Below are 22,481 nucleotides of genomic sequence, written 5' to 3'. Positions count from 1 at the left end.
CGGGGGAGAGCGAAGCGACATGGGGAATCACATGCGTGTACTGGATGAGCTCGGCTACTACCTGCTGGCCGGTGCCGGAGGCGAAGGTCCGGCGAGCTTGATGGACGAGGCCCGCCGGGGCGAGGAACTCGGGTTCGGGACCGCGTTCATCTCCGAACGCTGGAACGTCAAGGAGGCCTCGTCGCTCACCGGTGCGGCCTGCGCGGTGACCAGCCGGATGCAGATCGCCACCGCGGCCACCAATCACAACACCCGTCATCCGTTGATCACCGGATCGTGGGCCACCACCATGCACCGGCTGTCCCGGGGCCGGTTCACCCTGGGCATCGGGCGCGGTATCGCCGCGATGTACAACGCCTTCGGGGTGCCCGCCGTGACCACCGCCCAGATGGAGGATTTCGCGCAGGTGATGCGCCGGCTGTGGAACGGGGAAGTCGTGTTCAATCACGACGGACCGATCGGCAAGTATCAGGTGCTGTTCCTGGATCCCGATTTTCGCGAGGACATCAGGCTGGCCATCGTGGCGTTCGGGCCGCAGACCCTCGCGCTGGGTGGGCGCGTCTTCGACGATGTCATCCTGCACACCTACTTCACCCCGCAGACCTTGCAACGGGCCGTCAAGACCGTCAAGGACGCGGCCGAACAGGCCGGCCGGGATCCCGCCAGTGTGCGGGTCTGGTCCTGTTTCGCCACCGTCGGTGACCACCTGCCCGAGGAACTGCGGCTGAAGAAGACCGTCGCGCGGCTGGCCACCTACCTGCAGGGCTACGGCGACCTACTGGTCAGCACGAACAACTGGGATCCCGCTGTGCTACAACGCTTCCGGGCGGACTCGGTGGTCACCTCGATCCCGGGCGGCATCGATCACAAGGCCACCGCCGAACAGATCGAACACATCGCCACCCTCATTCCGGACGAATGGCTGGAACCGTCGGCCACCGGGTCGGCGGGCCAATGTGTCGACCGGATCCGGCAGGAGTTCGGTTACGGTGCCGACGCGGTGATCCTGCACGGTGCCACCCCGGACGAGCTCGAGCCCATCGTCACGGCATACCGGCAGGCCTGAGCGCGCGGGCGCCGGCACCGCGGCCCGCGGCGTCGTCAGGGCAGGATGACGGTGCGCTGCACCGGTTCGGCGGCCGCCTGACGTGCCCGCAGACCTCGCCGCAAGGCGTCGAGCAGTTGATCGCGGGTCTCGCGTGGATCGATGAGTTCGTCGAATCCCAGATGCCCGGCCGAACGGAACGAGGCCGTGAGTTCGGCTTCGCGCAATTTGGCGGACAGGTCTTCCTCGGCGTGCGCGGCCTTCGACAGCGCGGCGGCGCTCATGGCACCCATGGTGGCGCCCGGGAAGGCGAACGTGGCCTCCTGGCCGTCGAATCCCAACAGGGACATCACCATCGACCCGAATCCGTACGCCTTGCGCAGCGTGACATGAAGTTTGAGAGTGGTGGCCGCCGTCTGCGCGGCGAACATCCGCGCACCGGCCCGCAGCACGCCGGACCGTTCGGAGCGGCTGCCGGGCAACATGCCAGGGTTGTCGGCGAAGAACACGATCGGCAGGTGGAACGAGTCGGCCACCATGATGAAATGTGCTGCCTTGTCGGCGGCGTCGGCATCGATGGACCCGGCCAGCACGTTGGGCTGATTGGCCACCACGGCTACCGGGTGCCCGCCCAGATGCGCCAAGGCGCAGATGATGGCCTTGCCGAAGTACGGCTGAACCTCGAACCAGTCGGTGTTGTCGAAGACCACGTCGAGCACCGAGCGCATGTTGTAGACCCGCCGGTTGTCGCGGGAGATGATGTCCAGTAGTTCGGGAGTCGGCCGGGGCGCGGTGTCCTCGTCCTGAACCTGTTCCGGATAGGACCAGGCGCTGGACGGGAAGTACGCCAGGTAGCGCCGGATGTCGTCGATGACGGCGGCGTCGTCGTCGCCCAGGTTGTGCACCACCCCGCTGTACAGCGCGACGCTCGGACCGCCCAGCTCCTCCTTGGTGATGTCCTCACCCGTGGACTCCTTCACCACGGGCGGTCCGGCGGTGAAGATGGCGCCCTGGCTGCTCATGATGCGGAAGTCGCTGACCGGGGCGACCAGAGCGCCGTGTCCCGCGGACGGGCCGAGTAGGGCGGCCACCGTCGGCACCCGGCCGGAGCACTGCGCCTGGGCGATGAGGTCGGTCGGTGTCCGGCCGTAGCGCTCACCGGTGGCGCGGTGGCCCGCACCTTCCAGCAACATGACCAACGGAATCTTGTCGCGCAGCGCGAGTTCGGCCACCCGGTACCGCTTTGCGTTGCCGGACGGGCCGATACTGCCGCCCAGCGTGGTGAAGTCCTCGGCGCCGACCATCACCGGCGATCCGTTGATCAGTCCCGAGCCGGTCACGATGCCGTCGGCGGCGATCTCTTCGCCGGCCAGCATGCCCAGTTCGCGGAAGGAACCCTTGTCCAGCAGTCGGTCCAGCCGGGCACGGACATCCAACTTGCCGTTGGCGTGATGCTTGGCGACCCGTTCTGCACCGCCCATGGCCAGCGTGTGCCTGCGGCGGCGGGCGAGATCGTCGAGGGTTTCCTGCCAGTCCGAAGCGTTCGCCATCACCGGTCCTTTTCTCGTGGCGTTGACCATACTGAATTGCTTACTGTAGCGTCCCCCGCATGGGTAACGGTGCCCGGCTGTGCATAGACCGGGGCATCCCCAGTGACCTTCACAGGGTGCCCGCGGTGGCGCGCACGCTGGAGGAACAGGGTTACGACGGTTGCTGGACCGGTGAAATCAACCATGATCCCTTCCTGCCGTTGCTACTCGCTGCCGAGCACACCACCAGAATGCAGCTGGGCACAAGCATCGCCGTGGCTTTCGCGCGCAATCCGATGCTGCTGGCCAACCTCGGCTGGGACCTGCAGGCGTACTCCCGGGGCCGGTTCATCCTGGGTCTGGGTACCCAGGTGCAGGCGCATATCGAGAAGCGGTTCGGGATGCCCTGGGGTCAGCCGGTGCGCCGGATGGGTGAATTCATCGCTGCAGTGCGGGCGATCTGGACGTCTTGGCAGGACCGCACCCGGCTGAACTTCGAGGGCGAGTTCTACACGCACAAGCTGATGACGCCGATGTTCACCCCGGAGCCGCACGGGTACGGGGTTCCCAAGATCTTCATCGCGGCGGTCGGCGATGTCATGACCCAGCTGTGCGGTGAGGTCGCCGACGGGTTGATCGCACACGCCTTCACCACCAAACGCTATCTGGACGAGGTCACCACGCCGGCCCTGCTGGCGGGCCTTGCCCGGTCCGGCCGGGACCGCGACGCGCTGGAGGTGTCCTGCCCGGTGTTCGTGGTGACGGGCGAGACCGAGGAACAGTTCGCCGCGGCCGCCGCGGCGCACCGAAAACAGATCGCCTTCTACGGTTCGACCCCGGCGTATCGCAAGGTGCTCGAGCTGCACGGCTGGGGCGAGCTGCACACCGAACTGCACCGGCTGTCGCGGCTGGGCGAATGGGACACCATGGCCGGCCTGGTCGACGACGAGGTGCTGGCGGCGTTCGCCGTCGTCGCACCGCTGCCGGAGCTGGCAGCCGCGCTGCGCTCGCGCTGCGACGGCGCGATCGACCGGGTGCTTCCCGGATTCCCGTCGGGACTCTCGGAGTCCGCGATAGCCGGTGTGCTGCAAGAACTTCGCAGGGCGTGAGGAGTAGGTCGATGGACAGGATCAACGGCGTCACGGTGGCCATCACCGGTGCCGCGCGGGGCATCGGGTACGCCACCGCCAAGGCTCTGCTGGACCGCGGAGCGCGGGTGGTGATCGGCGATCGTGATGTGGCGACGCTGGAGTCTGCGGTGGCATCTCTCGGTGATCGAGCGGCAGGTCACCCGTTGGACGTCACCGACCGGGAATCGTTCTCGGCCTTCCTGGAGAAGGCGCGCACCGACGGCGGCGGGCGGATCGACGTGCTGATCAACAACGCCGGGGTGATGCCGATCGGGGGATTCCTCGATCAGTCCGAGCAGGCGCTGCGCTGTGCCATCGAGGTGAACTTCTACGGTGTGGTCACCGGTTGCCAACTGGTGCTGCCCGAGATGATCGAACGCGGTTGCGGTCACATCATCAATATCGCCTCACTGGCGGGCCTGATGCCTGTGCCGGGCCAAACCGTCTATGCCGGAACGAAATCCGCGGTGATCAGCCTGTCGAGTGCGATGGCCGACGAATTCGCCGGCCGGGGTGTTCAGGTCAGCGTGGTCATGCCGCCGTTCACCCGCACCGAGCTGATCTCGGGCACCGCGGAGACCAAGACGAACCGGCCGGTGGAGCCCGAAGCCATCGCCGCGGCGATCGTCAAGGTACTCGACAAGCCCAAGACGCATGTCACCGTGCCCGGCGGAATCCGGTTCGTGCTCGGTCCGCTGGGACTACTCGGCCCGCGGGGACGCCGCTGGGTGGGCCGCCGGTTCGGCACCGACAAGGTTTTCCTGGAGTTCGACACCACCGCCCGTCAGGGCTACGAGCAACGGGCGCAGGACGCACTCGGCGTCGTGAGCACGGAACAATGAGGAGCAGACGGTGAGCATTCCGACCATGGACGACGCAGCGAAGGTACTCGCGGACCCCAAGGCGTATACAGACGAAGCCGGTTTGCATGCCGCGCTCACCCACCTGCGGGCGAACGCCCCGGTGTCCTGGGTCGAGGTGCCCGACTACGCGCCGTTCTGGGCGATCACCAAACATGCCGACATCATGGAGATCGAACGCGCCAACGACGTGTTCACCAATTCGCCACGACCCGTCCTGGTCACCCGGGAGGGTGACGCGCAACAGGCCGCGATCGGAATCAAGACACTCATCCACATGGACGATCCCCAGCACCGCGATTTCCGGGCGATCGGGGCGAACTGGTTCCGGCCTAAGGCGATGCGGGCGCTGAAGGAACGCGCGGACGAACTGGCCGTGCAGTTCGTCGACAAGATGGCAGCAGAGGGGCCGGAATGCGATTTCGTGCAGCAGGTGGCGGTCAACTACCCGCTGTACATGATCATGACCCTGCTGGGCGTCCCGGAAGCAGACTTCGCCGCATTGCTGCGCTGGACTCAAGAGTTGTTCGGCAGCGACGACGAGGAGATGCAACGCGGTACCGACATGCAGGAGCGCGGACTGGCCCTGCTGGAGATGTTCGGTTACTTCACCGAACTGACCGCATCCCGGCGGGCGAATCCCACCGACGACCTCGCCTCGACCATCGCCAACGCCACCATCGACGGGGCGCCGCTCGACGATATCGAAACCGTCTCGTACTACGCCATTCTCGCCGCAGCCGGCCACGACACGTCGAGCGCGAGCATCTCCGGTGGCATGCACGCGCTGGTGCAACATCCCGATGAACTGGCGCGCCTGCGCAACGACCCGGGCCTGATGCCGCTGGCGGTGGAGGAGATGATCCGCTGGACCACGCCGGTCAAGGAGTTCATGCGAACCGCGCAGCGGGACTACGAGATCCGCGGGGTGCCGATCGCGGCGGGCGATTCGCTGCTGCTGTCCTATGTGTCCGGTAACCGGGACGAAGAGGTCTTCACCGACCCGTTCGCGTTCGATATCGCCCGGGATCCCAACAAGCACATCGCGTTCGGCTACGGTGTGCACTTCTGTCTGGGCGCCGCCCTGGCCCGCCTCGAGGTGAACAGCTTCTTCACCGCGCTGCTGCCACGTCTGGAGTCGATCGAACTGGCAGGCACCCCGGAACATGTGGCGACCACCTTCGTCGGCGGGCTCAAGCACCTACCGATCCGTTATCGGCTCACTCGGTAGCCGCGAGCGTGCGCGAAATGCACGCGCCCCGCGGCGTGTCGCTGTGCAGACACGCGCGCTCGCGGGAGGGGGGTCAGCAGCAGCGGGCGCCCGGATTGGCGTCCGCTGCCGCGTGCCGGGCCCGCCAGTACTCCCGCTCGGTGAGCACAGCTTCCCCCGGATGAGCGCGTCCGCGATGCTCGAGGTAGCGCCGATAGTGGTTGTCGCCCATCAATGATGAGCAGTACCAACCGATCTTGCCGATGACGGTGGCAATTCGTCCCATTGCTTCTGCACCTCCTTCTCGGCCGCGGTCGCGATCAGACTGGACGGTGCGAACAGCCGGGACGGCACCGGGTCGTCGGCGGACAACGGCCGTCCGGCGCCCCGCAGCGCACGCAGGGCGACCACCACACCGGCGATGAACACGATCAGCACCAGCACCGCGAAGATGATCGACAGCGTGCCCTGGATAAACGTGTTCCGGATGACGGCATCCAGCTGATCCGGATTCTTGGCGGCTCCGAACGCCGTCTTGCCGGCATCCTTGGCGGCGACGTATTGCCAATGCTGGGTCCAGTAGCCCACCTTGGGGTCACCGGAGAAGATCTTCTGGAACGACGCCGTCATCGTCACCGCCAGGTCCCACAGCAGCGGCGCACCGGGGATCCAGGCCCATTTGACCAGGCCGCGTTTGATGATCACGACGGTGACCACCGTGAGGGCGATGGCGGCCAGCAACTGGTTAGCGATACCGAACAGCGGGAACAACGTGTTGATGCCGCCGAGCGGATCGGTGACGCCCATCAACAGGATGCTGCCCCACGCCGCGACGACGAGGATGCTGCACGTCCAGGCGCCCAGCCGCCAGCTCGGGTCACGCAGATTCTTCAGCGGCCCACCCAGATTGGCCAGCCCGTCGGACAGCATGAACCGGGCCACCCGGGTGCCGGCGTCCACGGTGGTCAGGATGAACAGCGCCTCGAACATGATCGCGAAGTGGTACCAGAAGGCTTTGAGGCTCTCCCCGCCGAACACCTGGTGCAGCACCTCGGACATGCCGAATGCGAGGGTGGGGGCACCGCCGGTGCGGGAGACGATCGACTTCTCGCCGACGCCCTGGGCCGCGTCGGTGATCTCCCCGGCGGTGATCGGCGAGCCGGACAACCCGAGTCCGTTGACGTAGTCCGCGGCGGTTTGGGCGGTGGTCCCCGTCGACGCCGACGGGGCGTTGATGGCGAAGTACAGGTGTTGATTGAGGATCGCGGCGGTGATGAGCGCCATGATGGCCACGAACGACTCGGTGAGCATGCCGCCGTAGCCGATCAGCCGCATCTGGGATTCCTTCTCCAGCAGCTTCGGTGTGGTGCCCGAGGAGATCAGCGCGTGGAACCCGGACAGTGCACCGCAGGCGATGGTGATGAAAAGGAACGGAAACAGCGCACCGGCGAACACTGGGCCCGACCCGCTACTGGCGAAATGCGAGACCGCCGGCGCCTCCATCACCGGGCGCGCCAGCACGATACCGATGGCCAGCAACACGATGGTGCCGACCTTCATGAACGTCGACAGATAGTCGCGCGGGGCCAGCAGCAGCCAGACCGGCAACACCGAGGCGGCCAGCCCGTAGATGATGATGCACCACGACAGGGTCACCTTCGACAGGGTGAACCAGTCTGTACCCCAAGAGGTTTCGGCCACCCAGCCGCCGGAGACGACGGCGAGCAGCAGCAGCGCCACGCCGATCAGCGACACCTCCGACACCCGCCCGGGGCGCAGGTAGCGCAGGTACAGGCCCATGAAGAGGGCGATGGGGATCGTCATGGCGATGGAGAACACGCCCCACGGACTTTCGGCGAGAGCATTGACCACCACCAGCGCCAGCACCGCGAGCAGGATCACCATGATCACCAGCACGCCGACGATCGCGGCGACGCCGCCGACGCCGCCCAGTTCGTCGCGAGCCATCTGGCCCAGCGAGCGGCCGCGCCGGCGCACCGAGATGGCCAGCACCAGATAGTCCTGGACGCAACCGGCCACCAGCGCCCCGACGATGATCCAGATGGTGCCGGGCAGGTAACCCATCTGCATGGCCAGCACCGGCCCGACCAGTGGCCCCGCGCCTGCGATGGCGGCGAAGTGATGGCCGAACAGCACCCGCCGATCGGTGGGCATGTAGTCGGTGCCGTTCTCGAAGATCTCGGCCGGGGTGGCCTGGTCGTCGCGGGGCCGCACGATCTTGTTCTCGATCAGCCGCGCGTAGAACCGGAATCCGATGACGTAGGTGCAGATGGCGGCGATGACGAACCACACCGCGTTGACCGTCTCACCGCGCATGAACGCGATGACCGCCCAAGCGACGGCGCCGAGCAGCGCAACGATGCCGAAAATGATGCGGTGCCGGGCGGTGATCGGGGAGCGGTCGATGATCGCGACCGGCGGAAGTTCCGCATCGGTGCGGACGTAGGTGATGTCGCCCCGACGCTCTTCCAGCGGTGCCGTTGGTGTTGAAGATCCAGCCATGGGTCGATCCTTGCATCGACCAAAACCACGCTGGGAGAGAACTGTGCTTTTGGCGTCACCCGCCCCGCTCATAGAACGCGCGCACGGCGTCCACGGTGTCGGCCTCGCCGGCGGTTTTGTCGTCGCGGTAGCGCACCACCCTGGCGAAACGCAATGCCATCCCGCCGGGATAGCGCGTCGAGCCCTGCACGCCGTCGAACGCGACCTCGACCACCTGCTCCGGGCGAACCGTGACGACGTAACCGTCGGTACCGCCGACGGCCAGTTCGGTGAAGCGCCGGGTCTGCCAGTCCAGCATGGCATCGGTCATGCCCTTGAACGTCTTGCCCAGCATCACGAATCCACCGGTGGCCGGGTCCAACGCGCCGAGATGGATATTGGACAACTTGCCGGTGCGCCGACCCGAACCCCATTCCACGCCGAGCACCACCAGATCCAGGGTGTGCACCGGTTTGACCTTCAGCCAGCCGGACCCGCGCCGGCCCGCCTCGTACGGGGCGGCCGGTGACTTCGCCATCACCCCTTCGTGGCCGGCGGCCAGCGTCGCCTCCAGGAACCGCTTCGCGGCCTGCGGTTCCGTCGTCAGTAGCCGGTCCACCCGCAGCGCGCCGGGCACCACCGCATCGAGGACGGCCTGCCGGTCGGTGGTCGCCAAGTCCAGCAGGTCGGTGCCGTCCCGGTGCAACACGTCGAAGAAGAACACCGACAACGGGTGTTCTCGTTCGCCTGATCGGCCGAAACGTGATGCGGTGACCTGGAATCGGTGCGGGCGCCCGTCCGGACGCAGCGCGATGGCCTCAGCGTCGGCGATGAGATCGGTGACCGGCAGGGCAAGTGCGGCCTCGACCACCTCGGGCAGGCGGGCGGTGACATCGTCGAGGCTGCGGGTGTACACCGTCACGGTGTCGCCGTGGCGGTGTATCTGCACCCGGGCGCCATCCAGTTTCGTTTCGAAAATGGCTGCACCGCCCAGCTTTTCCAGCGCCTCGGCGACACCGGTCGCCGTCTGCGCGAGCATCGGCCCGACGGGCCGGCCGACGGTGAGGGCGAACCGGGCCAAGCCGGCGGCGCCTTCGGACAGGGCGGCCGCCGCGACGGTGGACAGCTCACCGGCCAGCATCGCGGCCCTGCGCACATCGGCGGCCGGAACCGCGGCGGCCCGCGCGATCGCGTCGGACATCACCCCGCCCAGCGCGCCCTGACGCAGTTCGCCGGACAGCAGGCGGCGCAGGAATGTCTGTTCTCCCGCCGTGGCCGCGGTGAACAGGTCCGTGAGCAACCCGGCGCGTACCGCTTGCGAGCCCTTACCCGTGGTGGCCTTTATCGCAGAGAACCTCTGGTCCACGGCGGACACCGTCAGCGCCGGTTCGCCCGCGGGCTCCGGCAGCACCCGCAGCGCGGCCCAGCCCACACCGATCTGGCGCTGCGGCAGCTCACCGGCGAGCCAGGACACCACGATGCCGACATCGCCGGGTTCGGCCCGGGCCAGCAGTTCGGCCACCCGCGCCGTCTTGGCCAGGCGCGAGGACGACGCGCCCACGTCGGCCGAGGCGTCCGCGACAGCACTGAGCAACATGACTCCACCGTGCCATGAGGCACGGACATGTCGGGACCTTCGGCCCTGTGGCCGCAGGAACCGCCCGGGCACAGTGAACGTCAGGAGGTAACGGACATGCCGAACACACACGAACTCGACGTTCTCAACCGCAGGCAGTGCCTGGACCGGCTGCAGACCACGCGCGTCGGTCGGCTCATCTTCACCCAGGGGGCGATGCCCGCCGTGCAACCGGTGAACTTCCGGCTGTGGCGCGACGATGTGGTGATCCGGGTCGCCGGCGGGGCCAAGCTGACGGCAGCCACCGACCGCCAGGTGGTGGGCTTCGAGGCCGACGACCTCGATCAGGATCTGCGTTCGGGCTGGAGCGTGACGGTGGTCGGGCACGCCGAACCGGTCACCGATGTCGATGAATTGGTGGCGGTGGCCGGAACATTCGTCTCACCGTGGGTGAGCGGTCGGCGTGAGCATTTCGTCCGGATCCGGACCGAGCAGGTGACGGGCCGGGAGTTCCGCGATCCGGCCAGCCCGCAATATCGTGGCGCGGCCGTGTCGGGTTCTGTTCAGTCACCCGTCGAGCAGGGCAACTCCACCGCGCAGTAGCGGTTATTCCACCGTGAAGTCGACGCTGTGCCACCCGGTCGCACCGTCGGGCACCACATCGGCGATATCTGCGGTCTGCACCGCGCCGGTGTTGTCGGTGGCCCGCACCGTGACGGTGTGCCGCCCGGGTTGGGTGGCTTGCCAGTCGAAACTCCACAGCCGCCAGGTGTCGTTCGAGTACGCGGCACCCAGGGCGGCCGGCTGCCACGGTCCGTCATCGATGCGTACCTCGACGGCGCGCACCCCGCGGTTCTGCGCCCAGGCCACCCCGCCGAAACGCGTCGGCCCCTTCGGTACGTCGGCACCGTTGCGCGGCACGTCTATCCGGGACTCCGTTTTGATCGGGCCCTTCTCCGACCACCCGAGCCGCGTCCAATACGCTTGTGCCCGATCGAATCTGGTGAGCTCGAGGTCGACCACCCACTTGGTGGCCGACACGTAGCCGTACAGCCCGGGCACCACGAGGCGAACCGGGTAGCCGTGCTCGATGGGCAGTGGCTGACCGTTCATGGTGATCGCCAGCAGCGCGTCGCGGTCATCGGTGAGGGCTTGCACCGGGGTGCCCGCGGTGAAGCCGTCGCTGGAAGTGGACAACACCATATCGGCGTCGGGCCGCACCCCCGCCGCGGCCAGCAGGTCGCGTACCCGATAGCCGGTCCACACCGCGTTGCCGATGAGATCACCGCCCACCGGGTTGGACACGCAGGTCAGCGTGACCATCTTCTCGATCAATTCGAAGGCGGCCAGATCGTCGAAACGGTAGGTCTTTTCGTGGTCGACCAGGCCGTGGATGCGTAACCGCCAGTTGTCGCGGGCCAACTGCGGCACCGACAGCGCGGTGTCGATCCGGTAGAAGTCGGCGTTGCCCGTGACGAAACTGGGCAACTCCACACCGGCCGGCTGCACCCCGGGCGGCACCGGCGGCGCGGGTTTGGCCAGCGGCGGTGCGGTGAACGCGTTCCGGTCGCCGGACACCGAGTTGACCCGGCCGCCGTAGATGGCGGCCAGCGCCGCGCTCAGGGTGCCCAGGCCGAGCAAGCCCAGGGCCGCCAAGGACAATCGGCGTCCCGGATCGGTTTCGGCGGCCTCGTTGGCCGACGCGTCGAGCAGCCGGCCCGAGGTGAGGAACCGCAGCGCCACGATCCCGCACACCACCCCGACGATGGTCGGCACGACGTCGAGCGGGCCCGCACCGACGCGGCTCAGCACCGCCAGGCATCCGGCGACGCCCGCCGCGGTGAACAGCACGCTGCCCACGGGCACCCGACGACGCTCCAGCAGTCCGGCCAGGGCGGCCAGCGCCGCGATGACGATGAGTACCGCCACCGTCAGGAACAGCTTGTCGTTGGTGGCGAAGGTCTGGATGGCCCATTCCTTGACCGGGCCCGGGGTCCGGTCGATGACGGTCGACCCGACCGCGGTGCGGGCGTCGGCCGAGGCTCCCAGCGGGATGGCGGCCAGTGCGCTGACCCCCAGCGCGATCGCTGCGGCGGAGACGCCGCAGAGCATTCGGGTCGTCGGCGCAATCGCGGTCACGGATCCACGCTAGCCGAGCGGAGTCCCCGAAAGGCTTACCGTAAAGTGACGCCCGAAGGCTGACGTTACAGTCAGGCCGCAATATGGAAAGGGAGCTAGATGGAGATCTCGGGCAAGAAGGCCGTCGTCGTCGGCGGTGCCTCCGGCTTCGGACGGGCCACCGCGCAGGCTTTGGCCAAGCGCGGGGCCAGCGTCGCGATCCTGGACCGGCCACAGTCGAAGGGCAAGGAGGTGGCGCAGGAGATCGGTGGCGAGTTCCACGAAGTGGACGTCACCGACTTCGACGGCACCGAGAAGGTGCTTGAGGCGGCCGTCGCATCGCTGGGTGGATTGCACATCGCCGTCACCACCGCCGGTGGCGGTATCGGCGAGCGCACGGTCAAAAAGGACGGCCCGCACAGCCTGGAGTCGTTCCGCAAGACCATCGACCTCAACCTGATCGGCACGTTCAACATCAGCCGGCTGTCGGCGTGGCATATGAGCAAGAACGACCCGGTCGACGAGGAGGCCGAGGAACGCGGCGTCATCATCAACACGGCGTCCATCGCGGCGTTCGAGGGCCAGATCGGCCAGGTCGCCTACACCGCGGCCAAGGCCGCGATCGCCGGGATCTCGCTGACCATGGCAAGGGATCTCGGCAGCTTGGGCATTCGGGCGCTGGCCATCGCGCCGAGCCTGTTCGCCACCGGTCTGACCGAAGGCATCCCGGACGAGTTCGCCACCGTGCTGACCAAGGACGCCGCCTTCCCGAAACGCCTGGGCAAGCCCGAGGAGTACGCCAAGCTGGCGCTGGCGATCGTGGAGAACCCCATGCTCAACGGCCAGTGCCTGCGACTGGACGCCGGCCAGCGGTTCGCCCCCAAGTAGGAGCTCCATCGATCCGGTGGGTTCGGTTGCGGAGTCTGCACAAATCGAACGCACCGGATCGGCGGAAAAGCCGCTCACCCTTTGCGGAGCCTTTTCCAAGCCGATTCCAAGCCTGCGCATTACTGTTTGCCCATGCTCAAGCGAATCGCCGCGGCCTGCGCCGCGGTCGTGATGGTGGCCGCCTGCGGCGGGCCCAAGGTGGAGATCCCCAAATCCTCGGCGGTGGCCAAGCCGGACACCAGCGATATCAAGGTGCAGGGCGACGCGTCGGGCCCGCTGAATCAACTCGCCGTCGAGGCGATCGCCGACCTGCAACAGTTCTGGGGCAAGGAATTTCCCGATCTGTACGGCAAGGACTACGAACCGGTCTCCGGCGGATTCTTCGCGGTGGACCCGTCCACGGGCGAGACGCCGCCGTGCGCGGCCAGCCCCGACGACGTCGCGGGCAACGCCTTCTACTGCGGCTCCAAGGATGTCGTGGCCTGGGACTCCACCGGCCTGTTCCCCGACCTGCAGTCCAAGTACGGCGATTTCGTCATCCCGATCGTGATGGCCCACGAATGGGGGCACGCGGTGCAGGCGCGGTCCGATTTCACCGCTCTCACCGTCACCCGGGAACTGCAGGCCGACTGCTTCGCCGGCGCCTGGGCCCGGCATGCCAAGGACGACAAGGTCTTCGAGGTGACCAGCGGTGAGCTGGACACCGCGCTGGCGGGCATCCTGGACCTGCGCGACCCGGTGGGCACCGACAAGCTCGATCCGTCCGCGCACGGCAGCGGCTTCGACCGCGTCGGCGCATTCCAGGACGGCTTCGACAACGGGTTGAAGCGGTGCAAGGACTACCGCGACGACGACCCGATGGTGCTGGCGCTGCCGTTCGCCGACCCCGAGGACGCCGCGCGGGGCGGGGACGCCCCGTACGACTCGATCGTCAACGGGGTGCCCTACGACCTGGAGGACTACTGGACCCAGGTGTACCCGGAGATCACGGACGGCAAGGCCTGGCCGCCGGTGCACGGACTGGAGGCGTTCGACCCGTCCAGTCCGCCCAACTGTGGTGACCAGTCCGCCGAGGGTTTCTCGCTGTTCTACTGCGTGCCCGACGATTACATCGGCTGGGACAACTCCCAGACCATGCCGCGGGTCTACCAGCAGGGTGGCGATTACGCGGTGGCCACGCTGCTGGCCACCCAGTACGGACTGGCCGCGCTGACCCGCCTTGGTGACGAGTCCGACGAGAAGACCTCGACGGCACGTGGCGACTGCTTCGCCGGCGCGTACACCGCCAGCGTCATCCTGCACAACAGGGCAGAGACCAGCTCATGGTCGATCTCGCCCGGTGATCTCGACGAGGGCATCAAGGCGCTGTTGGTATTTCGTGGCGCCGACGACGCCGACCGTCAGGGCGCGGGCTTCGACCGGGTGCGCGCGTTCCGCGAGGGTGTCATCAACGGTGCGCAGGCGTGCCTGGACTACCAGCACTGAGGGTTCAGCGGTAGGCGTCGACGCCGAGTTTGACCGCCAGGGCGATCCCGGCCACCGCGATGAGCAGTCGCAGCGGGGTGGCCGGGGCGTGCCGCACCACCACGGGCCCCAGCCGGGATCCGATCAGGCACCCGACGCCAAGCGGCACCATCGCCGCCCAGCTCACCGGCGCGAAGAGGACGAAACCCAACGCGGCAACGCCGTTGGCCACGCCGAGCACGACGTTCTTGGTGGCGTTGGCATCGGCAAGGTTGGCGCTGCCGGTGCGCAGGAACATCGCCAGCAGCAGCACCCCCGCCGCGGCGCCGAAGAACCCGCCGTAGACGCAGATGGCCAGTACGAAAAGCGCTTGCAGCACAGTGTGTCTGGCGTTGGGGAGCCGATCGGCGTTGTTGCGGACCGGTAGCGCGATGGCCACCGATGACGCGGCGAGCAGCACCGGGACCACCTTCTCGAAACCCTCCGACGGGATCGACAACAGCAAGGCCGCGCCGGCCGCGCCGCCGAGCGCGGCCAGTGGCACCAGCTGCCGCAGCTTGGCGCTTTGGCCCTTCAACTCGGGAAGGGAGCCCCACACCGAGCCGACCCCGTTGAACACCAGCGCGACGGTGTTGGTGACGTTGGCGGCCACCGGGGGCAGCCCGACCAGCAGCAGCGCCGGGTAGGTGGACACCGACGCCAGCCCGGCGATGCTGCCGGTCAATCCACCGCCGATACCGGCGGCCACCAGCAGCAGCACCTCCCACCACGTCACCGGCCCATCCTGGCGCAGTGGCCGAGCAGACAGAGAATCCGCGCTTCACGGCCGTGAAACGCGGATTCTCTGTCTGCTCGCGGAGAAACGGTCAGCGTTTTTTGGGTGCAACCAGGGCGTCAGCCGGATCGGGAGCGCCCTCGCGGTCCCGGACCACCCGGTAGGCGAGGTAGCCGACCACCAGGGTCAGTGCGACGAAGATCACCGCGAAGTACTGCAGGAACCAGGAGTCGCCGGCCGGGTTGTAGACCTCTTGCCGGGGCCAGCCGATGTTGACCACCAGCAGGGCGCCCATCACGACCGCGATGAGATTGACCGGCACACCCCACTTGCCCAGATCCATCACCGGCTTGCCGTGCGACAGGCTGGTGCCGCGGAGCCGGTGGATGAGGGCGGGCACCGTCACCATCAGGTAGGCCAGGTAGACGATGACCACCGACACCGAGGCGATGGCGGCGAAGACGCTGGCCTGGCCGAGATTGACCAGCAGCACGCCGATGGCCAGCAGACTGACCGCGATGCCGGTGATCACGGGGGTGCCGGTGCGCTTGTTCACCTTCGCCAGGAACTTGCCGAACGGCAGCCGGTTGTCCCTGGCCATCGAGAACATCACCCGCGACGCGGAGGCCTGGATGGCCAGGGTGGCGGAGAACATCGCGACGGCGACCAGGCCCAGCAGCGTCTTGCCCAGCCAGGTGTCGAGCTGGCTCTCGATGACCCAGGCCATCCCGCCGGTGGCCAGGTTGTCACCGAGTTCGGGTGCCGACATGAGCGCGGCCAGGATCATCAGGCCCCCGCCGACGAACGACACCAGCAGGGCATTGACGATCGCCTTCGGCGCGGTCCGACGCGGATCCCTGGTCTCCTCGGAAAGCTCTGCGGCGCTGTCGAATCCATACATCACGTAGGCGGCCATCAGCATCGAGGCGAGAAATGCGGGCAGATAGCCGACACCGCTGCCGTGGCCGCCGGTGTCGGCGACCGCCTGGACCGGGGTGCGCTCGGCGGTGAAGAACATCGCGCCGATGATGAGCACCACGCCGATGATCTCCAGGGTGACGCCGGTGACGGTGATGCGTGCCATGAAGCGCACCCCGGCGGCGCTGATGATGGTGCACAGCACGATGGTGACGGCGCCCAGGATGATGCCGTTGGTGGCGCCGTCCACCGACAGCGGGTCCATATCGGAGCCGACCAGCTGGAAGCCGGCCCAGATCGGCGGCAGCACCGTCTGCATGGCGATCGCCAGCGCGGCGATCGACACGATGTAGCCGATCAGCATGAACCAGCCGGCGAACCAGCCGACGGCGTTACCGGCCAACCGTCGCGACCACTGGTAGATGGCGCCGGCGACGGGGAATTTGCCGGATAGCTCGGCGAAGACGAGGCACACGCAGAACTGACAGATGAACACGATCGGCCAGGTGAAGAAGAAGGCCGGGCCGCCGAGTGCGAAACCGAGCGGGAAGAACGCGAACACGGTGGTGAGGATGGATACGAAGGAGAACCCCGAAGCAAAGGCGGCATAGCCGCCGATGCCGCGGTGCAGCTCCTGGGTGTATCCGAGCTCCTCGAGAGTGGCGGCATCCTCTTGAGAGGAGATCGCCGGATCGAAGGTGGCGGTCATGGGGTGCTCCTGGCTGGTCAGAAATAACTGTCGTGCGATAGAAATTAGCTTGTGTTTTTGATCCGCGCATTTCGAAACTGTCACATCTGTGTGTCCTGCACCGCGGACGCGGCCGAGTGACAATCGATGCCATGCCCGCCGATACCCCGTCCGCGCACGACATCACCGCGGCCCTCGCCGTCATCGATGCCGCCGCCGATGAGGCCGAACTGCGCGCCGGGATCCAGCGGGCCACCCAGGCGGTGACGGCCGAGTTGGCCGCACAGACCCGTGCGCCGGAGCTGGCCCACGGCTGGTCTGCGGTGCTGCGCCACGGCGTCGCCGCGGCGGTCCGGTTGACACCCGGCAGCGGTGACCGATGGAACTGGTTCGTCTCGGGCAGCGTGGCCCGCGGTGAGGCCGCACCCGGCTCCGATGTGGAGACCCTGATCGCACTGGATGACGCCGTTGCCGATGCGGACAAGGCCGTCCTGCTGACCCTGGCTGCGGACGTGCACGCCCTGCTGGAACGGTGCGGCATCCAGGGCGACGGCAACGGAGTGCTGGCCAGCAGGCCGCGGTTCTGCCGCCGGTTGAGCAGTTGGTCCGAGGGCATCGAACGCTGGTCGGCGGACCCGCGCGAAGACCGCGGAGTGGTGATGACCGGACTGCTGGCCGACGCGGTGGGGGTGGGGCCGGGTGCCGGGGATGTGCTGCGGGCCCGCACCGTGGCGGCGGCGCAACGGCACTATCCGGTGCGCCAGGCCATGCTGGAGGACGCCACCACGCTGCGGGCCGGATTCCCGTCACGCCTGCGCATCTTCTCCCGGCACGCCGATACCGTCGACCTGAAACTCGCCATGGTGGATCCGGTGGTCAAGATCGCCCGCTGGGCCGGGTTGTCGGCCGGCACGGTCGCGGTGTCCACGCCCGAGCGCCTCGATGCCGCGGGGGAGGCCAATATCCTTGATGCCGAAGATGTTTCGACTCTGCACGAGTGTTTCGTCTGGTTGACCAGGTTCCGCTGGCGGTTGCGCGCAGGGCCGTGGCTGCAGGGCGGCACGGTCGGCGACGCGGTCGCCTTGGCCGACATCGCCCCGCACGAGCGGGCGGTGCTGCGCGGGGTGCATCGCGAGGTGGCCGGGATCAGCCGCAAACTCACCTTCCTGGCGTCGACGTCGGCGTTCCGATAGTGGATTCGGGCGCGGTGCGCCGGGCGGTGGACCAGACCGTCGCGGCGCAGCGGCTGGAGGGATGGCGGCCCACCGACGAGCACCTCGCCGATCTGGGTCGGCTGGCGGGTGGCGAGCTGGCCTTCGGTGTGTATCTGGCCGCCTACCGGGCCCGCCATCCACCGGTTGTCGCGCCGCCCCGCCGCCGCCTGCTGCGCCGGCGGGTGCCGTACCTGATCCCCGGAACGACGATGCTGCGCAACAACTTCGGCGTCACCGAACCATCGGTGCTGGCCGACCTGGAGTTCGTCGCCACCGCGGGACGGATGCTGGCCTACCAGCTGCGGATCTCGGCCGGGCAATTCGACGCCGCCGATCTGGATGTCCGCCTGATCCATCAGCAGCTGTTCGCCGATGTGTACTCCTGGGCGGGGGAGTACCGGATCGCCGAACTGCGCCGCGGCGAAGTGGCCTTCGGGTGGCAGGCCGATATCGGCGCGGACATGGACGCGATCACCGCGCGGGCACGGCGGTTGGTGAGCACCGCTGCGCCCGCCGACGCGCCCGCGCTGGCCTACCAGCTGTCCCGGCTGTACGCCGACTACAACCGGGTGCACCCGTTCCGGGAAGGCAACGGTCGCGCGGGAACGGTGTTGCTGCACGGGGTGTCGGCGCTGTGCGGGTATCCGCTGGATCTGTCGGGCATCACCCGCGCCGACTGGTACGGCGCGTCGGCCGACAGCATGCCGTTCCGCCGCGACGGCCAGGCCAATCACCGACCGTTCATCCCGCTGATGATGCGTGCCGTCGGCGGTTAGCCGTTAATGGGTTGCACGGGCGGCGGACCGCCGCTAACCTCGCTGACGTGCATCACATCGCCGTAGTAGCCAGCACCCGCAGCGGGGTCTGATCCAGACCGACCCCCCGCTGTGGGTCGGAAAGCTACTACCCGTCGGTCGCTCCTTTCGAGCCGAAAGACCGACCTCATGACGATCACCACCATCACCGGCCCCCGCTTCGCCGATTTCTTCGACACGCCCTTACCGCGCGGATTGCGCGAACTGGCCGGCGACATGTCCTGGGACGACGTCGCCGCGACGTTCAGCTCCGCGGGACCACTGCACCTGGACGAGCAGGCAGTGTCGTTGTTGACGGCCGCTCCCGCACCGCTGGCGGCACTGACCGCGATGCTCTATGAGCAGGGCATCGCCGTCGAGATCCTGGACTTCCACCAGCTGCGGGCCGGCGGGCAGACCGCCACCTTCATCCGCGGTACCGACGGGCTGCGCACCGAATGGGCCATCGGGTGGTCCGAACGCGGAGGCGAGTCCGCGCTGCGCGCCTTCATCGCCTGCGCGAACCGGCTGGGCCGGCCCAACGGCCAGTTATGACACGCGAAACGGCTTGCGGCGTGCCATAACTGGCCAGTCGGCGGAGAAAGGTCAGCGAATCGGGCGCAGCACGATCGGCATGCCGTCGACCGGCACCGGCATACCGCCGTAGTCGTAATGCGCCTTGTAGCCCGGATGAGTCAGCTCGAGGCGGTAGCGGCGCAGCAGGCGGTGCATGACGGTCTTGATCTCCAGCTGGCCGAAGACCATGCCGATGCACTTGTGCGCACCGCCGCCGAACGGGGCGAACGCGTACCGGTGCTTCTTGTGCTCATTGCGCGGCTCCGAGAACCGGGACGGATCGAACTTGTCCGGGTCGGTCCACAGCTCTTCGAGCCGGTGGTTCATCGACGGCCACGTCATCACATTGGTGCCGGCAGGCAGATAGAAGCCCAGCAGGTCGGTGTCGCGCACGGTCTGGCGGAAGTTGAACGGCAGCGGCGTCTGCATCCGCAACGCCTCATTGATCACCAGATCGTAGGTTTCCAGTTTCTCCAGCGCCTCGATATCCAGCGGGCCGTCACCGATCCGGTCGGACTCCTCGCGGCACCGTTCCTGCCATTCGGGATTGGCGGCCAGGTGGTAGGCCATCGTGGTCAGCGTCGAGGTGGAGGTGTCGTGGGCGGCCATCATCAAGAAGATCATGTGGCTGACGATGTCCTCGTCGGTGAACCGCTGGCCGTCCTCGTCCTCGGCGTGGCACAGCACGCTGAACATGTCGGTATCGCCGGATGCCCGCTTCTCGGCCAGCCGGCTGTTGAAGTAGTTCTCCAGCGTCTCGCGCGCCTTGATGCCGCGCCACCAGCTCAGCGGCGGCACGGGCTTGCGCACGATCGCGTTCCCGGCACGGGTGGTGGTGGTGAAGGCGTGGTTGACGGTGGTGACGAGTTCCCGGTCGGCGCCGGGTTCATGGCCCATGAACACCACCGAGGCGATGTCCAGGGTCAGCTCCTTGACCGCGGGGAAGAACAGGAAACGCTTGTCGTTGGCCACCCAGTCGTTGGCCAGCACCTGGCTGGCGACGCTGTCGATGTGCTCGACGTAGCCGGTCAGCCTGCTGCGGGTGAACGCCTCCTGCATGATCCGGCGATGGAACATGTGGTCGTCGAAGTCGCGCAGCATCAGCCCGCCCTCGAAGAACGGCCCGATGACCGGATCCCACGCGCGCTGGGAGTAGTCCTTGTTGCGGTTGGAGAACACGGCCTGGGTGGCGTCCGGGCCCAGCGCCAGCACCGCCGGCAGTACCGGCGAGAACATGTAGTGCACCGGTCCGTACTTGCGGTAGAGGTGCAACAGGAAGTCGGGCCCACCTCGGAACATCTCGATCATGTGCCCGAGCACCGGCAGTCCGGCGTCGCCCATCACCGTCTTGAGGCCGCTCGCCGGAGGGGCCGGAGCCAGTGGGAACTCGTTCCACTCGTGCGCCAGCAACCGCTTCTCGACGGTGCCCATACCCGGCAGGGTCACCGGGGTGGGGGTCAACCGGCGCCTGGCCTGATCGACCAAATAGGACGGCGTGCTGATGGCGGGCTTGGTGTTGGTCGACACTGCGGAGCTCCTGGGAAGATCGTCGGGCTAACAGACCTGTGGTCGATGTCACTCGTGGAAGCCATCCTGTATGCCAGACTTGACGCATGTCAAGTTTTGATCTGGCGCGTCGCGATGCAAAGGTCTAGTCCATGACTGCCCAACCGGAACCGGCGCCAGATGCGCCGATCCGCCGCAGCCGGGGGGACCGGCAACGCGATGCCATCGTCGCGGCCGTCCGCGAACTGTTGCAGGAGAAACCGTTTGCCGACCTGTCCGTGAGCATGATCAGCGAGCGCGCGGGCGTTGCCCGGTCCGGCTTCTACTTCTACTTCGACACGAAATACGCCGTCCTCGCCCAGATCCTGGACGAGGCGACCCGGGAACTCGAAGAGCTCACCCAGCACTTCGCGCCGCGCGGACCCGGGGAGACCCCGGCCGCCTTCGCGAAGCGGATGGTCGGCAGTGCCGCGCTGACGTTCGCGCACAACGATCCGGTGATATCGGCCTGCTACGCCGCGCGCGCCACCGATGCGGAGATCCGGCGCATCCAGGACGAGCAGATGCTGACCGTGATCGAGCAGATCATCGCGGTGGTCGAAAGTGAGATCGCGGCCGGCACCGCCCACCCGATCTCCGAGGACATTCAGACGCTGATCCGGACCCTGGGCGCCACGACGGTGATGGCATTCTCCGGGGACCTGCCCTATCTGGGGCCCGGCGATGACCGGGACCGCATCGTCGGCGTGCTCGAGCAGCTGTGGTTGCACGCGCTGTGGGGCGGTAACGCAGTTTGACCGGTACCGCCGGTAGCATCTGAGCCATGCCGGATACGTTCGCGGGCAAGCGGTGTCTCCTGACGGGCGCGGCGAGCGGTATCGGCCGCGCCACCGCCCTGCGATTGGCGGCCGAAGGCGCCGAGTTGTTCCTCACCGATCGGGATGCCGACGGTCTGGCGCTCACCGCCGCCGATGTGGATGCGCTCGGTGGCACGGTCGGGACCTACCGAGCCCTCGACGTCTCCGACTTCGACGCGGTCACCGAGTTCGCCGCGGACATCCACGCGGCACACGGCTCGATGGACCTGGTGTGCAACATCGCCGGCATCTCGGCCTGGGGCACCGTATCGACGCTCACCCATCAGCACTGGAAGTCGATGATCGACGTCAACCTGATGGGACCGATCCACGTCATCGAGTCGTTCCTGCCCCCGATGGTGGCGGCCGGTCGGGGCGGCCACCTGGTCAACGTGTCGTCGGCGGCGGGCATCGTCGCACTGCCCTGGCATGCCGCTTACAGCGCGAGCAAGTACGGGTTGCGCGGGCTGAGCGAGGTGCTGCGGTTCGACTTGGCCCGGCACCGCATCGGGGTATCGGTGGTGGTGCCGGGAGCGGTGAAAACCCCTCTGGTGCAGACGGTTCAGATCGCCGGCGTGGACCGTGACGATCCGCGGGTAGCGAAGTGGGTGGACCGGTTCGCCGGGCACGCGGTGTCTGCCGAGCACGCTGCGGCCAAGATCCTGGACGGCGTGGCCCGCAACCGGTTCCTGATCTACACCTCGTCCGACATCCGTGCGCTGTATCTGTTCAAAAGGGTCGCGTGGTGGCCTTACAGCGTGGCCATGCGACGGGTGAACGTGCTGTTCACCAGGGCGCTACGACCCCGCGAGAAGGTTGCCCGCGGGTAGA

Annotated in this window: 20 protein-coding genes; 12 read left to right on the top strand and 8 right to left on the bottom strand. The window is 67.6% G+C overall.

The genetic code is table 11. The features are described 5' to 3' along the window. The first annotated feature begins 31 nt into the window (after nucleotides 1-31). Nucleotides 32-1,066: a TIGR03857 family LLM class F420-dependent oxidoreductase gene (locus ACXPWS_RS21530; RefSeq protein WP_458708596.1), complete on the top strand. Its 1,035-nt coding sequence runs from the start codon at nucleotides 32-34 to the stop codon at nucleotides 1,064-1,066. 35 nt (nucleotides 1,067-1,101) lie between these two features. On the opposite strand, the gene ACXPWS_RS21525 is transcribed toward ACXPWS_RS21530, so the two are convergent. Then, nucleotides 1,102-2,595, bottom strand: coding sequence for an acyl-CoA carboxylase subunit beta (locus ACXPWS_RS21525; RefSeq protein WP_458708595.1), 1,494 nt, complete (start codon nucleotides 2,593-2,595; stop codon nucleotides 1,102-1,104). A 59-nt stretch (nucleotides 2,596-2,654) separates the two neighbouring features. On the opposite strand from ACXPWS_RS21525, the gene ACXPWS_RS21520 reads away from it, so the two are divergent. Genes ACXPWS_RS21520 through ACXPWS_RS21510 form a run of 3 tightly spaced genes read left to right on the top strand, consistent with a single transcriptional unit; the run spans nucleotide 2,655 to nucleotide 5,795 of the window. Continuing rightward, complete coding sequence (locus tag ACXPWS_RS21520) at nucleotides 2,655-3,683, top strand: LLM class F420-dependent oxidoreductase (RefSeq protein WP_458708594.1); 1,029 nt, start codon at nucleotides 2,655-2,657, stop codon at nucleotides 3,681-3,683. Nucleotides 3,684-3,694: 11 nt separating this feature from the next. Further along, nucleotides 3,695-4,546 carry an SDR family oxidoreductase gene (locus ACXPWS_RS21515; RefSeq protein ID WP_458708593.1) on the top strand — a complete coding sequence of 284 codons (852 nt, stop codon included), beginning with the start codon at nucleotides 3,695-3,697 and terminating at the stop codon, nucleotides 4,544-4,546. A gap of 25 nt (nucleotides 4,547-4,571) precedes the next feature. Next, a complete protein-coding gene (locus ACXPWS_RS21510) occupies nucleotides 4,572-5,795 on the top strand; it encodes a cytochrome P450 (RefSeq protein WP_458713639.1) in 1,224 nt (407 codons plus the stop codon). Between the two features lie 73 nt (nucleotides 5,796-5,868). Here the strand turns inward: ACXPWS_RS21510 and ACXPWS_RS21505 are convergent, their stop codons facing one another. The 3 genes from ACXPWS_RS21505 to ACXPWS_RS21495 are packed head-to-tail and all read right to left on the bottom strand — an operon-like array spanning nucleotide 5,869 to nucleotide 9,873. After that, nucleotides 5,869-6,060, bottom strand: a complete 192-nt coding sequence (locus tag ACXPWS_RS21505) for a YbdD/YjiX family protein (RefSeq protein WP_458708592.1) — start codon at nucleotides 6,058-6,060, stop codon at nucleotides 5,869-5,871. Beyond that, the gene (locus ACXPWS_RS21500) at nucleotides 6,006-8,297 is read right to left on the bottom strand and encodes a carbon starvation CstA family protein (protein ID WP_458708591.1); all 2,292 of its coding nucleotides are present in this window, start codon (nucleotides 8,295-8,297) and stop codon (nucleotides 6,006-6,008) included. The genes ACXPWS_RS21505 and ACXPWS_RS21500 overlap by 55 nt, the downstream gene beginning before the upstream one ends. A gap of 55 nt (nucleotides 8,298-8,352) precedes the next feature. Next, on the bottom strand, nucleotides 8,353-9,873 hold the full coding sequence (locus ACXPWS_RS21495; protein WP_458708590.1) for an ATP-dependent DNA ligase: 1,521 nt from the start codon (nucleotides 9,871-9,873) through the stop codon (nucleotides 8,353-8,355). A gap of 96 nt (nucleotides 9,874-9,969) precedes the next feature. On the opposite strand from ACXPWS_RS21495, the gene ACXPWS_RS21490 reads away from it, so the two are divergent. Continuing rightward, on the top strand, nucleotides 9,970-10,455 hold the full coding sequence (locus ACXPWS_RS21490) for a pyridoxamine 5'-phosphate oxidase family protein (protein WP_458708589.1): 486 nt from the start codon (nucleotides 9,970-9,972) through the stop codon (nucleotides 10,453-10,455). Between the two features lie 3 nt (nucleotides 10,456-10,458). Here ACXPWS_RS21490 and ACXPWS_RS21485 read toward each other — a convergent pair whose 3' ends face one another. Beyond that, complete coding sequence (locus ACXPWS_RS21485; protein ID WP_458713638.1) at nucleotides 10,459-11,964, bottom strand: molybdopterin-dependent oxidoreductase; 1,506 nt, start codon at nucleotides 11,962-11,964, stop codon at nucleotides 10,459-10,461. 126 nt (nucleotides 11,965-12,090) lie between these two features. Between ACXPWS_RS21485 and ACXPWS_RS21480 the strand changes: the two genes are divergently transcribed. After that, nucleotides 12,091-12,858: an SDR family NAD(P)-dependent oxidoreductase gene (locus tag ACXPWS_RS21480; protein WP_458708588.1), complete on the top strand. Its 768-nt coding sequence runs from the start codon at nucleotides 12,091-12,093 to the stop codon at nucleotides 12,856-12,858. A gap of 132 nt (nucleotides 12,859-12,990) precedes the next feature. Continuing rightward, nucleotides 12,991-14,343 (top strand): neutral zinc metallopeptidase, encoded by a 1,353-nt coding sequence (locus ACXPWS_RS21475; protein ID WP_458708587.1) that lies wholly within the window; start codon nucleotides 12,991-12,993, stop codon nucleotides 14,341-14,343. A gap of 4 nt (nucleotides 14,344-14,347) precedes the next feature. Here ACXPWS_RS21475 and ACXPWS_RS21470 read toward each other — a convergent pair whose 3' ends face one another. Then, nucleotides 14,348-15,097, bottom strand: a complete 750-nt coding sequence (locus tag ACXPWS_RS21470; protein WP_458708586.1) for a sulfite exporter TauE/SafE family protein — start codon at nucleotides 15,095-15,097, stop codon at nucleotides 14,348-14,350. Nucleotides 15,098-15,188: 91 nt separating this feature from the next. Then, nucleotides 15,189-16,724, bottom strand: coding sequence for an amino acid permease (locus ACXPWS_RS21465; protein ID WP_458708585.1), 1,536 nt, complete (start codon nucleotides 16,722-16,724; stop codon nucleotides 15,189-15,191). Nucleotides 16,725-16,855: 131 nt separating this feature from the next. Between ACXPWS_RS21465 and ACXPWS_RS21460 the strand changes: the two genes are divergently transcribed. From ACXPWS_RS21460 to ACXPWS_RS21450, 3 genes are all read left to right on the top strand, one after another. Next, nucleotides 16,856-17,896 (top strand): putative nucleotidyltransferase substrate binding domain-containing protein, encoded by a 1,041-nt coding sequence (locus ACXPWS_RS21460; RefSeq protein WP_458708584.1) that lies wholly within the window; start codon nucleotides 16,856-16,858, stop codon nucleotides 17,894-17,896. Further along, the gene (locus ACXPWS_RS21455; protein WP_458708583.1) at nucleotides 17,896-18,693 is read left to right on the top strand and encodes a Fic family protein; all 798 of its coding nucleotides are present in this window, start codon (nucleotides 17,896-17,898) and stop codon (nucleotides 18,691-18,693) included. The genes ACXPWS_RS21460 and ACXPWS_RS21455 overlap by 1 nt, the downstream gene beginning before the upstream one ends. A 168-nt stretch (nucleotides 18,694-18,861) precedes the next feature. Continuing rightward, a complete protein-coding gene (locus ACXPWS_RS21450; RefSeq protein ID WP_458708582.1) occupies nucleotides 18,862-19,266 on the top strand; it encodes a homocitrate synthase in 405 nt (134 codons plus the stop codon). 51 nt (nucleotides 19,267-19,317) lie between these two features. Here the strand turns inward: ACXPWS_RS21450 and ACXPWS_RS21445 are convergent, their stop codons facing one another. Beyond that, nucleotides 19,318-20,814 carry a cytochrome P450 gene (locus ACXPWS_RS21445; RefSeq protein ID WP_458708581.1) on the bottom strand — a complete coding sequence of 499 codons (1,497 nt, stop codon included), beginning with the start codon at nucleotides 20,812-20,814 and terminating at the stop codon, nucleotides 19,318-19,320. Between the two features lie 131 nt (nucleotides 20,815-20,945). Here ACXPWS_RS21445 and ACXPWS_RS21440 point away from each other — a divergent pair, with 131 nt between their 5' ends. After that, complete coding sequence (locus ACXPWS_RS21440; protein WP_458708580.1) at nucleotides 20,946-21,590, top strand: TetR/AcrR family transcriptional regulator; 645 nt, start codon at nucleotides 20,946-20,948, stop codon at nucleotides 21,588-21,590. A 26-nt stretch (nucleotides 21,591-21,616) separates the two neighbouring features. Then, on the top strand, nucleotides 21,617-22,480 hold the full coding sequence (locus tag ACXPWS_RS21435) for an SDR family oxidoreductase (RefSeq protein ID WP_458708579.1): 864 nt from the start codon (nucleotides 21,617-21,619) through the stop codon (nucleotides 22,478-22,480). The last annotated feature ends 1 nt before the right edge of the window (nucleotide 22,481 follow it).

The organism is Mycobacterium sp. BMJ-28 (genome assembly GCF_054404835.1).
Note: the sequence above shows the minus strand (reverse complement) of the source record. Positions and strands in the feature narration are given on the sequence as shown.

Excerpts from the sequence above, each read along its gene's own strand:
- ACXPWS_RS21520 (WP_458708594.1), top strand. The coding sequence starts at position 2,655 with ATGGGTAACGGTGCCCGGCTGTGCATAGACCGGGGCATCCCCAGTGAC.
- ACXPWS_RS21505 (WP_458708592.1), bottom strand. The coding sequence starts at position 6,060 with ATGGGACGAATTGCCACCGTCATCGGCAAGATCGGTTGGTACTGCTCA.
- ACXPWS_RS21500 (WP_458708591.1), bottom strand. The coding sequence starts at position 8,297 with ATGGCTGGATCTTCAACACCAACGGCACCGCTGGAAGAGCGTCGGGGC.
- ACXPWS_RS21475 (WP_458708587.1), top strand. The coding sequence starts at position 12,991 with ATGCTCAAGCGAATCGCCGCGGCCTGCGCCGCGGTCGTGATGGTGGCC.
- ACXPWS_RS21435 (WP_458708579.1), top strand. The coding sequence starts at position 21,617 with ATGCCGGATACGTTCGCGGGCAAGCGGTGTCTCCTGACGGGCGCGGCG.
- ACXPWS_RS21495 (WP_458708590.1), bottom strand. The coding sequence starts at position 9,873 with ATGTTGCTCAGTGCTGTCGCGGACGCCTCGGCCGACGTGGGCGCGTCG.
- ACXPWS_RS21510 (WP_458713639.1), top strand. The coding sequence starts at position 4,572 with ATGGACGACGCAGCGAAGGTACTCGCGGACCCCAAGGCGTATACAGAC.
- ACXPWS_RS21525 (WP_458708595.1), bottom strand. The coding sequence starts at position 2,595 with ATGGCGAACGCTTCGGACTGGCAGGAAACCCTCGACGATCTCGCCCGC.
- ACXPWS_RS21450 (WP_458708582.1), top strand. The coding sequence starts at position 18,862 with ATGACGATCACCACCATCACCGGCCCCCGCTTCGCCGATTTCTTCGAC.
- ACXPWS_RS21485 (WP_458713638.1), bottom strand. The coding sequence starts at position 11,964 with ATGCTCTGCGGCGTCTCCGCCGCAGCGATCGCGCTGGGGGTCAGCGCA.
- ACXPWS_RS21460 (WP_458708584.1), top strand. The coding sequence starts at position 16,856 with ATGCCCGCCGATACCCCGTCCGCGCACGACATCACCGCGGCCCTCGCC.
- ACXPWS_RS21490 (WP_458708589.1), top strand. The coding sequence starts at position 9,970 with ATGCCGAACACACACGAACTCGACGTTCTCAACCGCAGGCAGTGCCTG.
- ACXPWS_RS21530 (WP_458708596.1), top strand. The coding sequence starts at position 32 with ATGCGTGTACTGGATGAGCTCGGCTACTACCTGCTGGCCGGTGCCGGA.
- ACXPWS_RS21515 (WP_458708593.1), top strand. The coding sequence starts at position 3,695 with ATGGACAGGATCAACGGCGTCACGGTGGCCATCACCGGTGCCGCGCGG.
- ACXPWS_RS21440 (WP_458708580.1), top strand. The coding sequence starts at position 20,946 with ATGACTGCCCAACCGGAACCGGCGCCAGATGCGCCGATCCGCCGCAGC.
- ACXPWS_RS21465 (WP_458708585.1), bottom strand. The coding sequence starts at position 16,724 with ATGACCGCCACCTTCGATCCGGCGATCTCCTCTCAAGAGGATGCCGCC.
- ACXPWS_RS21480 (WP_458708588.1), top strand. The coding sequence starts at position 12,091 with ATGGAGATCTCGGGCAAGAAGGCCGTCGTCGTCGGCGGTGCCTCCGGC.